Annotated in this window: 16 protein-coding genes and 1 pseudogene; 11 read left to right on the forward strand and 6 right to left on the reverse strand. The window is 42.9% G+C overall.

Features of this window, described 5'->3' with window-relative positions:
- Positions 1 to 9: 9 nt before the first annotated feature.
- The 5 genes from FWE23_00290 to FWE23_00310 all read right to left on the reverse strand — a co-directional run bounded on the left by FWE23_00290 (position 10) and on the right by FWE23_00310 (position 2835).
- Positions 10 to 207 carry a hypothetical protein gene (locus FWE23_00290; protein MCL2843884.1) on the reverse strand — a complete coding sequence of 66 codons (198 nt, stop codon included), beginning with the start codon at positions 205 to 207 and terminating at the stop codon, positions 10 to 12.
- 94 nt (positions 208 to 301) lie between these two features.
- Positions 302 to 736, reverse strand: a complete 435-nt coding sequence (locus FWE23_00295; GenBank protein MCL2843885.1) for a hypothetical protein — start codon at positions 734 to 736, stop codon at positions 302 to 304.
- A 1-nt stretch (position 737) separates the two neighbouring features.
- Positions 738 to 2300 (reverse strand): hypothetical protein, encoded by a 1563-nt coding sequence (locus FWE23_00300; protein ID MCL2843886.1) that lies wholly within the window; start codon positions 2298 to 2300, stop codon positions 738 to 740.
- A 33-nt stretch (positions 2301 to 2333) separates the two neighbouring features.
- Complete coding sequence (locus tag FWE23_00305; GenBank protein ID MCL2843887.1) at positions 2334 to 2606, reverse strand: type II toxin-antitoxin system RelE/ParE family toxin; 273 nt, start codon at positions 2604 to 2606, stop codon at positions 2334 to 2336.
- Complete coding sequence (locus tag FWE23_00310; GenBank protein ID MCL2843888.1) at positions 2590 to 2835, reverse strand: DUF1778 domain-containing protein; 246 nt, start codon at positions 2833 to 2835, stop codon at positions 2590 to 2592. Before FWE23_00310 ends, FWE23_00305 begins: the two co-directional genes overlap by 17 nt.
- 316 nt (positions 2836 to 3151) lie before the next feature.
- On the opposite strand from FWE23_00310, the gene aspS reads away from it, so the two are divergent.
- The 10 genes and pseudogenes from aspS (at position 3152) to FWE23_00360 (ending at position 13510) form a co-directional block, all read left to right on the forward strand.
- Entirely contained in the window at positions 3152 to 4942 is a 1791-nt protein-coding gene (gene aspS / locus FWE23_00315; protein MCL2843889.1) for an aspartate--tRNA ligase, read from the forward strand.
- A 78-nt stretch (positions 4943 to 5020) separates the two neighbouring features.
- Entirely contained in the window at positions 5021 to 6040 is a 1020-nt protein-coding gene (locus tag FWE23_00320) for an NAD(P)-dependent glycerol-3-phosphate dehydrogenase (GenBank protein ID MCL2843890.1), read from the forward strand.
- The gene (gene acpS / locus FWE23_00325) at positions 6037 to 6435 is read left to right on the forward strand and encodes a holo-ACP synthase (protein MCL2843891.1); all 399 of its coding nucleotides are present in this window, start codon (positions 6037 to 6039) and stop codon (positions 6433 to 6435) included. The genes FWE23_00320 and acpS overlap by 4 nt, the downstream gene beginning before the upstream one ends.
- 1 nt (position 6436) lies before the next feature.
- Positions 6437 to 7210 carry a DUF21 domain-containing protein gene (locus FWE23_00330; GenBank protein MCL2843892.1) on the forward strand — a complete coding sequence of 258 codons (774 nt, stop codon included), beginning with the start codon at positions 6437 to 6439 and terminating at the stop codon, positions 7208 to 7210.
- A 512-nt stretch (positions 7211 to 7722) separates the two neighbouring features.
- A pseudogene (locus FWE23_00335) lies at positions 7723 to 8166 on the forward strand (M23 family metallopeptidase).
- Positions 8167 to 8257: 91 nt separating this feature from the next.
- Positions 8258 to 8875, forward strand: coding sequence for a 16S rRNA (guanine(527)-N(7))-methyltransferase RsmG (gene rsmG, locus FWE23_00340; GenBank protein ID MCL2843893.1), 618 nt, complete (start codon positions 8258 to 8260; stop codon positions 8873 to 8875).
- A 77-nt stretch (positions 8876 to 8952) separates the two neighbouring features.
- On the forward strand, positions 8953 to 9138 hold the full coding sequence (locus FWE23_00345) for a hypothetical protein (GenBank protein ID MCL2843894.1): 186 nt from the start codon (positions 8953 to 8955) through the stop codon (positions 9136 to 9138).
- The gene (locus tag FWE23_00350) at positions 9129 to 9893 is read left to right on the forward strand and encodes a UDP-2,3-diacylglucosamine diphosphatase (protein MCL2843895.1); all 765 of its coding nucleotides are present in this window, start codon (positions 9129 to 9131) and stop codon (positions 9891 to 9893) included. The genes FWE23_00345 and FWE23_00350 overlap by 10 nt, the downstream gene beginning before the upstream one ends.
- A 2-nt stretch (positions 9894 to 9895) precedes the next feature.
- Positions 9896 to 10306, forward strand: a complete 411-nt coding sequence (locus FWE23_00355) for a thioredoxin domain-containing protein (GenBank protein MCL2843896.1) — start codon at positions 9896 to 9898, stop codon at positions 10304 to 10306.
- Positions 10307 to 10531: 225 nt separating this feature from the next.
- Entirely contained in the window at positions 10532 to 13510 is a 2979-nt protein-coding gene (locus FWE23_00360) for a M6 family metalloprotease domain-containing protein (protein MCL2843897.1), read from the forward strand.
- 41 nt (positions 13511 to 13551) lie between these two features.
- On the opposite strand, the gene ispG is transcribed toward FWE23_00360, so the two are convergent.
- Entirely contained in the window at positions 13552 to 14622 is a 1071-nt protein-coding gene (gene ispG / locus FWE23_00365) for a flavodoxin-dependent (E)-4-hydroxy-3-methylbut-2-enyl-diphosphate synthase (GenBank protein ID MCL2843898.1), read from the reverse strand.
- A 198-nt stretch (positions 14623 to 14820) separates the two neighbouring features.
- On the opposite strand from ispG, the gene FWE23_00370 reads away from it, so the two are divergent.
- Positions 14821 to 15567, forward strand: coding sequence for a zinc ribbon domain-containing protein (locus FWE23_00370; protein ID MCL2843899.1), 747 nt, complete (start codon positions 14821 to 14823; stop codon positions 15565 to 15567).
- The last annotated feature ends 1 nt before the right edge of the window (position 15568 follow it).

Consider the following 15568-nt stretch of genomic DNA (forward strand, 5'->3'; position numbering starts at 1 on the left):
ATAGACTTTCTATTTGAGTTTTTTGATTACGATTTCGTCCGGATTGTTTTTCATTTTCTCGAAAAACATATCAATCATTGTATAATAAATATCTGTTTTGGTATAAACTTGCCCGTCTCTTTCGGACAAAAGAAATATTGCTTCTGTAATTTTTTCCAGAAAATCTTCCGTGTGCTCGATTTTTACTTCTATTTTTTTCTTTGTCATAAATTTTACCCTTCCTTAAATTATTTAAGATAGCAAGGAGTTTTCGTTATTAAAATACTATTTTCCGCAATTCAAAAGGAAAAAAATTGCACTTTTACTGAAAATACCACGAAACCCCGTCGGTTTTGAAAGTAATTTCGCTGTTGTCGTTTGCGAGCATTACTTTTTCGTTGTAATGTTCCATAATTAAGAGCAATTTTGAAGTTTCAAAGTTCGGAAGCGCAATAATTGCCGAAAATTTAAGCGCCAAAACCTTTGGAATTACTGCATTTTTACCCAAAATTGCGATGGAATTTTCACTGTAATACATATTTTCGTCGGGAATATCGCCGTCTATTCGCCAAACGGCAACGTTGCCCGTTTCAAAAATCCATAAATCGTTGTTTAAACGCAAAAATCTGCAATTTTCGTCAAAATTTCGGTTATTTGTAAGCGTATCTAATCTCAAAACTTGTCCGTTCCACTCAACAAACGACTTTTCGCCAACCTGTGTCCAACGCAAATTTTGGGGCGGGTTTTTGTCATCCAAACTACAGGCGCCGAGTATCAAAAACAGGAAAAGCAAAACGCATTTCACCATAAATTCTCATTCCTTTCGATGTTTCTTGGAGCGGAATATCCATAGCCAAAGACTTAGTGCTTCTGCTCGGGCTTCTTGCCGAATACGACAAAAATATCGTTTCCTGCGGCGATTGCTCAAGGCGAATTCTATGCGAATATCCGAGGTTAACAATTTGCGCATTCGGCAGAAAACTATCCAATCCGAGATTAAAAATACTATGTCGCCAGCCGTCTTTATTAAAAGAATTTGCAACGCTCGCATTTGTTCTGAAATTTTGCCCTATCCGCTTACGATTAAAAACCGTGTGCGTTTGCCTTAACTGAGTGGTGTCCGTCCTCAGAGAAAAATTAGAACGAACGCCCAAACCCGTAATTTCGGGAAGATGGTAAGCTCCGACAATACTCGCCGTGCCGAAATCGCCATTCAGAAGATAACGCGTCGAAAGCGAATATCTTTGCGTTTTAGCTCGTCCCGAAAGCGAAAGATTTGTGCCGAATTTTTGATTTTGCAAGGTATCGTTTCGCGGAATTAGCGACGAAAACGGCGAATTATAGCCTTCCTGCAAAAGATAAGTTTGCGAGATTATCCGCAGATTTCGCGCAGATTTTTGGTATTGAACCAAAGTCGCATTTTTGGCGGAGGAAAGAGAAATCGCGTTTGAAACAGAAATTCCCAAATTCGTGAAATTCCCTCTGACTTGAAGTAAAACTTCCTCGTTTTCGCCTTTTTCTGCGTAAATCGCTTTGAGTTCCAAGCGAAAATATTGCGGCTGAACAAAAACGCCGCCGCCCGCCAAATGTTCGTTTTCGCGTATGTGAAAATACCCCGTAGCCCCCAAATGTTGCGTGCCGATTTGCGTTATTATGCCGTTGTAGCCGCCTCTGCTGGCGTAATACAAATTGTCCGCCCCTTGTGCTTGCGAAAATGTTGCGTATCGCCCGAAAAGCAACTCGTTAGAGGGAGACGTAAGATTTCCCGCGTTAAAAAATCCCGAAATATTATCACCGCCAAAACTATACAAAATTGAGCGATTTTCCAAATATTGCTCGTCCTGCCTCTCCCGAACTTGCACGGAAACGAGCAGGTTATCCTGAATTCTTGTAGCGGAAGATATGCTGAAATATTGTTCATCGTCGCCGTCTGTTCGTCGTGCAAAAACTGTGAGCGTTGAACGCACGGGCGCTTGTTGCAGAGACCTGCGAGAAACACGGATAAACGGCTCGAATTGTGAAATCAGCGGATAGCGCCTGAACAATCGCGAAAAATCGCCGCCGCTCGCAATAATTTCTTGAGTCGTGGGAATTTCTTCGGGCGCTAAATCAAACCCCACACTCTCGAGACGGTGCCACCCCTCGCGTATCGGGTCAATCGGGTTTAAAAGCAATGCCTCTGCGGCGTTAAAACAGAGAGAGTCAATAATTTCGTCAAACAGCAATTCCCGCGCTTCTTCTATTGATTTTGGAATAACATCACAGAAAGAGAAAGCGGTGCAGGTGTAAAGAAATAAGACTGTAAAAAATAGTTTTTTCATTTTATTTGCTTGAATATCGCAGAACTTAGCCGTTTATCCATAAATTTCTCGTCTGTGAGCAACTGTTATTAAACTTAATATTAGTTTGTTGTCAATTATTTCTACAAGTAATCTGAAATCACCGATGCGATAACGCCAATATTCTTGAAAATCATACTTAAGTTGCTTTCCTTTTTCGCGCGGATTTTGGGTGTTTTCTAAATTTTTTTCTATCCATTTAATAATTTCTGTCGCATTCGATTTGCCAATTTTTTTTAAATCTTTTTCAAATTTTGGACTGGGGACAACTTTATACACCATATTCATTTTTCAGCGCGCTCCAAGATTTTACTTCGTGTCTATGACGGTAGTTGTAAATTTCCGCTTCGTGTATTTTGTTTAAATAAAAATCTTCAAGATTTTTAGATTTAGCCGCTTGTCTGACTACCGCTACAACAAACGCATTCATCGACAAGCCAAGTTTAGTTGCCGCGGTTTTTATCATTTTTTTTGTTTCGTTATCGGTCTTTATGTTTAATGTTGCCGTGTTTACCATAAATACACCCCCTTTTTCTTTTGAAAATACTATTTGCGCAAAGAAAAAACAATCTGTATTTGCAAAAAATCAGTTAACATCATTTTTTTGCTATTTTCCACAAAAAACCGTCCAATCTCCAACTTTCGTCTTATATGTGGCGTTTGCGTAAAAAACTAAACACTGTTTAAAGCACTGTTTAACTAATATGTTATCCATTATTTTTTCTGAAACAGAATAAGATGTAATAGAAATCCGTAAAAAAACCGCCAATTCACCACTCCTCTCCAAAACAAATATTATTTTTACCCTCGAAAATTACACGAAAGGAAAATTTATGGCGAATTTGTATCGCACGCACACTTGCGGGGAACTCTCTAAACAGAATATCGGAGCAGAAGTAAAAGTCAGCGGTTGGATACACAACAGACGCGACCACGGCGGAGTGCTTTTTATTGATTTGCGCGACCACTACGGCATTACACAGGTTGTGATTTACCCCGACAATCCCAATCAATACGCAATCGGACACTTGCCGAAAGAAACTGTTGTCAAATTTTCGGGAGTTGTTATTGCTCGCTTAGACGAAAATATTAACCCCAATATGAAAACAGGTGAAATCGAAATTACGGCGAGCGACTGCGAAGTTTTGGGCGAGTGCGGCACACTTCCGTTCCCTGTTTTCCCGGAAACAGAAGCACCCGAAGATACGCGCCTTACGCATCGCTACATTGACCTGAGAAAAGAAAAATTGCACAACAATATTATTATGCGAAGCAAGGTTATAGCGCATTTGCGGACAAAAATGATAGAACACGGATTTATGGAGTTTCAAACTCCTATTTTGACCTCGTCGTCGCCCGAAGGCGCGCGCGATTATTTGGTGCCGAGCCGTGTTCACCCGGGAAAATTTTACGCTCTTCCCCAAGCGCCGCAACAATTTAAGCAGCTTTTGATGGTTTCGGGCTTCGATAAATATTTTCAGATAGCACCGTGTTTTCGCGACGAAGACGCTCGCGCCGACAGAAGTCCCGGCGAATTTTATCAGCTGGATATCGAAATGTCGTTTGTAGAGCAAAACGATGTTTTTGCGATTTTGGAAGACGTACTCTCCGATACTTTCAACAAATTCGGAACGCACAAGGTTGTTTCGGGGACGGACAGTAAGGCATTCGTGCGTATTCCTTATCGCGAGTCAATGCTTAAATACGGAAGCGACAAACCCGACTTACGCATACCGATTGAAATGTGCGAAACGGGCGATATTTTTGCCCAAAGCGGTTTTGAAGCATTTGCAAAAGCAGTGAAAAACGGCAGTGTAATTCGCGCTATTCCCGTGAAAAACTGCGCAAATCAGCCGCGTTCGTTTTTTGATAAAATGGTTGCCTACGCTCAATCAATAGGCGCAAAAGGACTTGCGTATCTTACTTGGAAAGACGGCGAAGTAAAAGGTCCCATACTTAAATTTTTGGATGACGCGACAGTAGCAAAAATTGTTGAACGCACAAAAGCGGGCGACGGCGACGTTGTGTTTTTTATGTGCGACGAAGAGCATATTGCAAGCGACATTGCAGGCAAATTGCGCGTAAAACTCGGACAGGATTTGGATATTATCGAAAAAGGCGTTTATAAATTTTGCTGGATAGTCGACTATCCGATGTTTGAATTGAACCGCGAAACCAACAAAATCGAATTTTCGCACAACCCGTTCTCAATGCCGCAGGGCGAAATGGACGCGCTTCTTAACAAAAATCCGCTCGACATTCTGGCGTATCAATACGATATTGTTGTGAACGGCGTGGAACTTTCTTCGGGCGCAATCCGAAATCACCGTCCTGAAATTATGTATAAGGCGTTTGAAATCGCAGGCTACGGTAAAGAAGTTGTTGAAGAAAAATTCGGCGGAATGATTAACGCGTTTAAACTCGGCGCGCCTCCGCACGGCGGAATTGCTCCCGGGGTGGACAGAATGGTTATGCTTTTAACAAACGAAAGCAATATCCGTGAAGTTATAGCGTTTCCGATGAACCAGAAGGCGCAAGATTTGATGATGGGAGCGCCCGCTGAAGTCAGCCAATTGCAAATGAGAGAGTTGTATCTTAAGCACAATTTGCCGAAATTGGACTAAAAAGTGTTTTTGCAGGGTGGCAAATAGTATTTTGCCTCCTCATAACTTTTAAGAACATATTATGGAGACATAAAAATTATGATGATTGGTATTTTGGGAGCGGGCGGATGGGCTATTGCGTTGTCGGTTTTGCTTGACAGCAATGGGCACAGCGTTAAAATGTGGGAGTTTAACAAAAAAGAAGCGGAACTCCTGCAAAAAAAGCGCGAACATCCAATCAAACTTCCCGGTATAATAATCCCTGACGACATCGAAATCACAACATCTGTCGCCGACTTGTTTGAGAATTGCGATTATATTGTTATTGCAGTTCCCACGCAATTTGTTAGGGCGACTATGAAAACGCTGGTTCAGGAAATCGATATTGAAAAAATAGTAAATGTTCGTGGGTGGGTTGTTGTTTCCAAAGGCATAGAAATAGGAAGCGACGCTATTCTGAGCCAAGTTATAACGCAGGAAATCCCGAAAATAACAATGGATAAACTTGCGGTTTTGTCGGGACCGTCGCACGCCGAAGAGGTCGGACGAAAAGTTCCCACGGCAGTCGTTGCCGCCTCAACAAACGAAGACCTTGCAAAAGAAGTTCAGCAGATTTTTTCAAACAGTGTTTTCAGGGTTTACACCTCGACCGATATTGTCGGCGTGGAAATTGCGGGAAGCGTAAAAAACGTTATCGCTCTTGCGGCAGGCGCTTGCGATGGTTTGGGTTTCGGCGACAACACAAAAGGCGCGCTTCTTACGCGAGGAATGGTGGAAATGATACGCTTGGGCAAAAAAATGGGCGCGGACGAACACACTTTCAGCGGACTTGCGGGATTTGGCGACCTTATTACGACCTGCTGTTCCAAACATTCGCGAAACAGAAATTTTGGCGAAATGTTGGCAAAAGGTTTAAGTTTGCAGGAAGCTCAAGAGAAAATGGCAATGGTCGCAGAAGGTGTTACAACTTGCAAGTCGTTATATTCGCTTGCGCAAAAACTGGGAGTGGAAATGCCCATAACAACTGAAATTTACAACTCGTTATATAATGGAAAAAGTCCTCAAAACGCAATGGTGGACTTAATGACGCGCGCCTTAAAAGCGGAGCGAATTGCGTGATAATCGGAGTAGGTGTGGATATTTGTGATGTAAATCGTATAGCAAAAATAGCGGAAAAACCGCATTGGAAAAACTTTCAGAAAAAGGTTTTCTCGGACGGTGAAATCGAATATTGCCTGAAAATGAAAAATTCTGCGCCTCATTTTGCTGTTCGTTGGGCGGTAAAAGAAGCGTTTTACAAGGCGTTGCCCGACAATTTACAGCAAATATCGTCGTGGAAATCAATCGAATATATAAATAACGGCGAAAAAAAACCGTCCGTTCGTGTTTTGGACGAAAAACTTGCAGTTGCGCTTAAAGTCGGTAAAATCTCAAAAATTCATTGCTCGGTAAGCCACGAAAAAGAAATTTGTGCGGCGCAAATAATACTGGAAAACTGCGGAGGACAAGAGTAATATGGTCGCATATTTTTTGCTTTTTATATTTGCGTGGGTCGTATCTTTCTTTTGTTCGGGATATGAGGCAGGTTTTCTTTCGGTAAGTGAATTTAAGATAAACGCCCTTGCGCAAAAAGGCAATAAATCTGCAAAAATTATGACTACGCTTCTCAAAAACAAGGAAAAAGTCCTGACAACCCTGCTTATCGGAAACACGATAACGCTTGTTCTTCTGACTTTCGCGTTCGGAAAAATAATATTCGGCATATTTCAAGAAATTAACGCTTTATTGCAAACAATAATTCTGACGGCGTTTGTGTTTATTACCTGCGAGCTTTTTCCAAAATCCCTTTTCAGAATTTATTCCTTTGAGCTAACGTATAAATTATCATATTTTATCTACCCGATATATATTCTTTTCCTTCCGATTTCGTCGATTTTTAAACTTATTTCTTCAAAATTCAGCAAAAACGGCGAAACTTTGGAACAAGATTACAAACTCCACGATGTTGCGGCGGAGGGTGTTAGGCGACGACTTTTGCCGATAGGGGTATCTATTTTGGTAAATAAGTTTAAGAACAAAACGCTTTCATTGCAGGAAATTTGCATAAATGTGCAGACAACAGGCGTTCGCGGCGAAAAAAATGTTGCCTTAAACCCCGCACAACCTATAGAAGAAATAATAAAATCCAAATTGCTTTTTAATTGCGACACGGTTGAATGTGATTACGGAGGAAATAAGAAATTTTACTATCCGACAGCGGCAATTTTGGACGCTTTTTTCAGAAAATGAGGGAAAAATGAAGAAATATGAGCGAAACGAAGAATTATTTATTACATTTATAAGATGTGCAATAAATTGGACAAGCAGGCTATTAGTCGAGAGGAGGTATCGCAATGATTAAAGTCGTTTTTGGAAATAATCGAAATGCGAAAGCTCCCATAGTACTGAAATTAAATGCGGTTATTATGTATTTAACGGCAGTGCTGTTTTTTGTCGTATTCGCAACAGCGGTGGTCGGAGTATATTATACGGTTTCCATTACAGACGCACAAAACGTTTATAATGAAGAAAAAGAAAGACATCAACATTTGGTATATACGCTCGACTCGCTTAATTTGCTTGTGGCGCAAGAAACGGAATTTGTCTCGAGATTTTCTGATTTTGAAACCGAGTTGTCTATTGCGAGAGGTATTGCGCCCGTGCCGGATGATATAAAAAGACAAAGCGTAGGCGGACGGGTTTTGTTTCCGGAGAAAGTAAGACAACTTTTGGGCTCTCCCATTGAAGTGCAAATTTCTGAAATGGATGAAGAAATCGCAGGCAACAGACGCCGGTTAGGCTTTTTGGAACAACGTTTGATTACAATAAACGAGACCGCTGAAAGGCAACGAATATTCTTCGCGGAAAAACCATCCATAACTCCTGCGCAAGGTCGGGTAACATCGGAGTTCGGCGCGCGAAACCACCCCGTTCTTAACAGAGCAAGCATTCACGAAGGAATTGACATAGCCAATGTGCCTTGGACGCCGATAATAGCGGCGGCAGACGGAATAGTCTCTTTTTCGGGAGTTCGCGGCGGATACGGAATTAAAGTCGATATAACTCACCGAAACAGCGGCTACCTTACTCGATACGCACACCTTTCGCAGTCTGCCGTAAATGTCGGCGACATCGTAAGGCGGGGCGATATTATCGGCTATATGGGAAATACGGGCATAAGCACAGGACCGCATTTGCATTTTGAAGTAAGACGCGGCGGCAGACCTTTGTGTCCGAGAAACTATATGATTGACGCTTCGGCAATGTTGCGCTAAATTCAAATAAAAAGAGAGAACTGTGAGCAACAGGAATATTTTTTACGATTTTCTTAAAAGCAAATTAGACAGCAGAGCGGACGAAGTTTTAGTAAAATTCGACTTGTTTTTTGAACAATTAGTTAAAATAAATTCTCAGATTAACCTTTTTTCGCGACAAACAAACATTGATGATTTATGGACATTGCATTTTTTGGATTCGCTTTTAATTTTAGATACGCCTGCCGATTTGGACAAAAAAATCATTTGCGATATAGGTACGGGCGGCGGGCTTCCTGCAATACCGCTTGCAATAATTTACCCGCAATCGCAGATTTTTATGCTCGACAGCAAAAAAAAGAAACTTTCGGCAATCGAGAATATCTGCGCTGAGCTCGGACTTTCAAACTGCAAAACAATTCACACAAGAATAGAGGAAGCGCCCCTTTATTTTGAAAAACATTTTGATATAATAACCAGCCGCGCGCTAAAAATATTGCCCGAATTTGTGCCGCCGATGAGAAAAACAATGAAAAACGGCGCAAAAATATACCTTTACAAGAGCGCAATTTTGGACGATTGCGAGCAATTTGCGGACAAAAAACAGTATGATGTCAGCCGCGAATATTTAGGAAAAAGAGTAATTGTTGAAATAAATTGACTTACCCCTTGACAGGAGAGCATACCAACAAATATTTTCGCCGAAAATAAATAAGATTTTCTATAAAGAAGGGTTTTATGCAACTTTTTGAAGATGAAGTAGATACCGACGAATTTTTGCGAGACAAAGACTCCATTCCGCTTATTGAGGACGCGGAGGAAGAGATGGAAATTCGCGAATTAACGTTCGACTCCAAATTCGACAGCGACGCCAATTTCAGAGAAATGGCTGAAGATTTTACTGCTACAGACGAATGGGAATAAAATTTTTTATTTCCGACCTCCATTTTGGCGCGGGGGGCAAAGGCGAAAAAAGCGCTGAATCTGTTTTTGAAAACTTTTGCAACGCTCTGCCGAGCGACGGCGAACTCTGTATTTTAGGGGACTTTTTTGATTACTGGATAGAATATTCTTCGGTTGTCCCCGCAGAATTTACAAATATTTACTCGATTTTGTTGGATGCCCGAAAGCGCGGAGTCAAAATTAACTTTGTTCGGGGAAATCACGATTTTTTCAAAGGCAATTTTTTGAAAACCTTGGGAATAGAGGTTTTCGACAGGCATTTTAGCTTTAAGCAAAACAAAAAAAAGGTTTTCTGCACCCACGGCGATGATATTAAGAGCGGCATTTTGCGATTTTTGCTGAGTTCTGCTTTGCGAAATACGTTTTTTCAATTTTTATATAAACTTTTGCCGCCGTTTTTTGCAATTCGATTTATGAAAATGATGAGTGAATTGAGCCGAAAGAAGAATGTCGGCAACGTAAATACGCCGTCGCGGAAAGAAAAATACAGAAGAGCGGCATTCCGTTTTATCGATAAAAAACATTCCTCTGTTTTGGTTGCGGGGCATTCACATATCTGCGATTTGGCAGAGAGTGGCAAGAAAATTTACGCTAATTGCGGCATTTGGTCAGAAAGGCAGACATACGTCGAAATTAACGAAAAAAATGTGTTTTTGAAAGAATTTTGCGGCGGCGACCTGCGAAAAGATGTAATTTTAGAGGAAAAGGAGATTTAATTATGAAACGAAGTAAAAATATTTGTGTGTTTAAAAAAGCAGTATTGCTGGGAATTATAATTGCATTTGTGTTCAAGGTGTTTTCTGCGCCTGTGGAAATCGGCTCGGTCGAAGAACTCCAAACCATACTAAAGCAAGAAAACAAACTTTTGATTTTGGAAATGTACGCCGATTGGTGTCGCGCTTGCCGTATGCTTAAACCAATTCTTGCGCAAGCATTAGAAGAAGCCGAAGAAGAGAACGTACAACTTTATCGCATAAATATAGACAGACACAGAGACATTGCGGCGGCGTTCGGAGTAAGAAGCATTCCTATGGTGTTTTTTGCAATGAACGGCAATTTGGTTCACACGATGCTTGGTCTTGACGAAAAAGAAGAATATTTGAGGGTAATTCGTAAATTCAGTCATTAAACTAATAAGAAATTTTTCTTCAATTAAAAATTTTTGTGCGAAAACAAAAATTTGTTATTATACTTACCTTCAGAAACAAAGCAATAAGCAAAGCACAAAAAACAGCAAGCAAATATGACATAAAATAATTCAGACCGCAACAAAACGCAAATGAAAATTTCAACAAGACGCTCGTAAGGGGGAGTGTTTTTGTTTTAATATATTTATGTTTCATAGGGGGAATTGATGAAAAAGTTCATTAAATTGTGGGTAGCAATACCAATATTTGTCGCTGTAATCGGATTACAGTTTAACGCGTATGCGGTATCTGCGTATCCGTATCCGGGCGATTTTATAAATCCCGACGGCTCGGTGATTACCATTCAGATGCACGGAAGTCCGTGGCACAACTGGCGAACAACCGAGGACGAATTTACGCTGATTTTTAACAACGACGGTTTTTTGGAGTATGCAGTTCAGGACGAATACGGTGATTTGCAACCTTCGGGAATTCGTGCTCGCAATGTCCGCGAGAGGACAGACCAAGAAAGAGACTTATTGCGCAGAACACCGAGAAACTTAAGGTTCAGCGACGGTCAGCGAGATTTATTGCGTCAGGCACGCGGTATATACGACGCGCTTGAAGAAGAATTTGAAATTTGGGCGGCTCCGACTTCCGGAACAGTTCGAGTTCCGATTATCCTTGTGGATTTTCCCGACAGACCGTTTAGAGTGACAAGGCAAGCTTTTTACAATATGTTTAATCAGGTGGGCTATAATGAGGCGAGCAGACCGGGAAGTTTGCGGGACTACTTTTTAGCTATGTCTTACGGCGCGCTTGATTTACGGGTTGGTGTTTACGGACCTGTAAGAATGCCGCAAACAATATGGCATTACGACCACAATAACACAGAAAACCCGCAACGTAGCGGAGCAGGCGGAAGAATGGCTCGCTTGGCGGTTGAGGGAGCGGCGCGCGACCACGGACTGAATTTTGCAAATTATCCTGCGCCCGGCAATACAGGTACAGGCGGCGACGCAATAGCCGTGCATATTATTTTTGCAGGACATGGTCAGGAAGCGCGAGCGCCTGTGGGACAATCGATATGGTCGCACGCGTCGTCTTTTTCTGCCTTAACTCTCAACGGCAGAAGAGTTAACAGATATTCTTGCTCTCCCGAATTTCGTAGCAACAGCGGCACGAATATGTCGGGAATAGGTATTGTTGCTCACGAATTGGGGCATTCTGTCCTTAGACTACCCGATACATACGACACAAACGGCGATACCGACGGCAGAGCGGTGGACTTGGGCAGATGGTGTCTTATGGCGAGCGGAAACTGGGCAGGCAACGGCGACAGACCGACAAATCTTTCCGCAGAACTCCGAATGATGGTAGGTTGGGCGGATGTAGTCGAACTTACTACCGCGCAAGCAATTACCATACCTTGCCCCAGCACAATGTCCAACGGGGTTGTGTACAGAATACGAACAACAACAACCAACGAATATTTTTTACTTGAAAACCGTCAGCGAAATGCGGCGGCAGGACATGTTGCTTGGGACAATGGCATTCCCGCAAGCGGTCTGTTGATTTATCACGTGGACAGAGCGGGTGTAAGTTGGACGGGAAACAGGGTTGTTGCCAATGCCGCGCGGCGCGGAGTTTACATAAAACAAGCGGGCGGCGATGTGGGCAGTACATCTACAAACCGCGCAACCGACCCGTGGCCCCAAACCGTTGGCGGAGTACTCAGAAATTCTTTTACCGACACATCAGTTCCTAACTCAAGGTCGTGGGCAGGCGCCAACACAAACAGACCTATAACTAATATTACACATAACACGACAACAAGAAGCGTTTCGTTCAATTTTATGGGCGGCACTTCGCAGGCAGTAGCGCCACAAATAACTACGCAACCTGCAAACAGAACGGTTAATGTAGGTCAAACCGCGCAATTCTCGGTTGTTGCTTCGGGAACAGCTCCGCTTACTTTCCAATGGCAAGTGCGACCGAACGGCAGTACTACTTGGACTAATGTTAGTGCCACTCACGGCACGGGCGGAACAACTGCGTCATTCACAACAGTTGCGGCAACCGCGGCAATGAGCGGAAACAGTTATCGCATTACAGTCAGCAACAGTGCGGGCGTTGTAACATCAAGCGTTGCTACATTGACGGCTAATAATCCCGTAATAATACCTTCGATAAGCACGCAACCTGCAAGCAGAACGGTGCAGGTCGGTCAAACTGCGCAATTCTCGGTTGTTGCTTCGGGGACAGCTCCGCTTACTTTCCAATGGCAAGTGCGCCCGAGCGGCAGTACTACTTGGACTGATGTGTCTGCCACCCACGGTACGGGCGGAACAACTGCGTCTTTCACAACAGTTGCAACTACAGCTGAAATGAGCGGTAATCGTTATCGTGTAATTGTCAGAAATAGCGCAGGCAGTGTAAATTCGAGCTCTGCAACGCTTACGGTAAACAGAGCGGCTGGTGCAACAGTGCCTGCTCCGACAATGGCAAGCAGAACTCACAACAGCATAACACTGAACCAAATTGCGAATGCGACCAACGGGCAAGCGATAGAATATGCTCGCAGTACAACAAATACCGCTCCCACGACAGGCTGGCAGGCTTCAAGAGAGTTTTTGAGCTTAACTTCTTGCGAAAACTATTTCTTCTTTGCAAGAACTGCCCAAAACGCAGGATTTAACGCGGGAATAGCGTCCGGCGGCACACTAATAAGAACAGACCATAACTTTAGCGTTTGGACTGCTTGGGACACAACGGAAGTTGCAACGTGCTTTGAGGACGGTAGCAGAAGCAGAACACGCCTTTGCAGTGTTTGCGATGCCGAAGGCGCTGTTGATACGAGAGCAATCCCGCAATTAGGCGAAGAGGAATGCGGGTCGTCATTTATTCGCGGAAGACTTGAGGCGCTAAGTTCCTACGGTATTTTGCTTGATCCTGCAATTGCTTCGGACATAGCAAACATCAGCGTAAAAACACCTGAGCCCACGCAAATAAAAATCAGAATATCCGACAACTTGGGCAATGTTGTGTTTGAGACAAGCGGAAGAAGTACGGATACGTTTGTTTGGAATTTGACCAACCACGCAGGGCGTTTTGTAGCAAATGCCACGTATCTGATTGTGGTTGAAGCGACAAGCATCAGCGGAAGAAGATTTACTTATTCTGCAAGGATGGGTGTCAGCAGATAGGATTATAATTATGTAGAGACGCGAGCATCGCGTCTCTACATTTATTTTTTGTTTGCAACCTCGTCAATCAACAAAAACAACTCGTCGATAATTTTGTCTTCGCTGACTTTTTTCACGGCTTCGCCTTTTACAAACAATAATCCTTCTCCAATTCCGCCTGCAACGCCGACGTCTGCTTCGCGCGCTTCGCCCGGTCCGTTTACAACGCAACCCATAACTGCGACGCTTATATTTTGTTCGTATAAATTAAGGCGTTTTTCTACCGTTTCGGCAAGGGCGGCGAGTTCGATTTGTGTTCTTCCGCAGGTTGGGCAGGCGATTAAAACGGGACCGCCTCTGAGTCCGAGCGATTTCAGGATTTGCCGCGCTACGTCTATTTCTTCGACGGGGTCGCCTGCAAGCGAAACGCGGATTGTGTCGCCGACGCCCCGCGCCAAAAGCGCGCCGATACCGACCGCTGATTTTATCGTTCCTGTTTTTATCGTTCCCGACTCCGTAATGCCGATATGTTGCGGAACGTCGGTTTTCGCCGACAGCATTTCGCAGGCGGAAATTGTAGAGATTACGTCGCTGGATTTTATTGAAAGCACCAAGTTTGTGAAATTCAGGTCGTCCATCATTTCGACATAACGAACGGCGCTCTCCACAAGGGCTTCGGGGGTAGGGCGACCGTGTTTTTTAAGCAAATCTTTTTGCAAACTTCCCGAATTTACGCCTACTCGAATGGCGTTTCCCGCGGCTTTTGAGGCATCGACGACCTCTTTTGTTCGCTCGAATGCGCCGATGTTCCCCGGGTTTATTCTTATTCCTGCCGCGCCCGCTTTTATTGCCGCAAGCGCCATTTTGTAGTCGAAATGAATATCCGCAACCACGGGAATTTTGCTCGCTTTCACGATTTTTGCAAAGGCTTCGGCGGCGCTGTCGTCGTTTACGGTTATGCGGATAATTTCACAGCCCGCTTCTTCAAACCTGCGGATTTGCGCGACCGTTGCTTCGACATCGGCGGTTTTTGTGTTGGTCATCGACTGAATGGAAACGGGGTGCTCCGAGCCGATTTTTACGCTTCCGACAATCGCCGTTCTTGTTTTTCTTCTTATGATTGAACCTTGCATAATTCCTCTTCGTGTTCGGGTTTTCGCTTCAAAAATACGTTCTTTCCACAAAAAAGAGCGAAATTATGTGAAAAATTACTTTATTCGCCGCGCAAAAATTATTTTCTCTCTGTTCTTTGATACAAAAAAAATGAATTTTTCGTTTTCTCTGTATTCGAATATCTCCAAATGTTCAAATTTAATTTAAAAGGGTATTTTATGAGAAAAATCAAAGTTGCGGCGGTAGTCGTGCTGTTATCTGTTGTGTTTGTTTTGGCAAACAATTTTTGCACTAATTGTGGAGTGCAACTACTTGAGGGAATAAATTTTTGTGGTAATTGTGGAGCTGCGGTAAATACGATTGCAACACCGCAAATGATACCGTTATCACCTACCTCTATTTACGTCGAGAGACAAGAATTACCTCGTAGCGACAATGTTTTTGTTGTATTGCGTAGAGATGCTGAAATTCAAGAATTTCAATTCAGAAGAGAACGAACATTGACTATAGCGGAAAACACGCATATTTCAACAACAGGACAACTTGGTTTGGGAATGTCAATAGAGTTTGGTTTGATTACTCCGACAGATGTTTATTTATCACACAACATAAACCTTGGAATTCCTCATATTTTCGGCTATTTATTTAATGTAGGCGGGGTAGTTAATCGGCACGGAAGAGGAACGCATATTTTTGGCGGAAGTGTCGGATTTCAATGGTTTGGCTATCATTCTTGGCAACACTCTTTTGGTGGTGTTTTTTGGAAAATGATGATTGGGCGCAAGCACAATTTTGACTTGACAGTTAGAAGTTTATTTGGATACTATGAAGAATGGAATAGATACAACTGGTGGAATTATAGGTGGGGACAGTGGCAACAAACAGAGATGTTGCAGACAATCACTGGTTTTCAACAAACAACAGTGCTGAGTTTAGGTTGGACAATGTTTAGGTCTCGTATATAAG

It is taken from the genome of Chitinivibrionia bacterium (assembly GCA_009779925.1).
Lineage (GTDB): Bacteria > Fibrobacterota > Chitinivibrionia > Chitinivibrionales > Chitinivibrionaceae > WRFX01.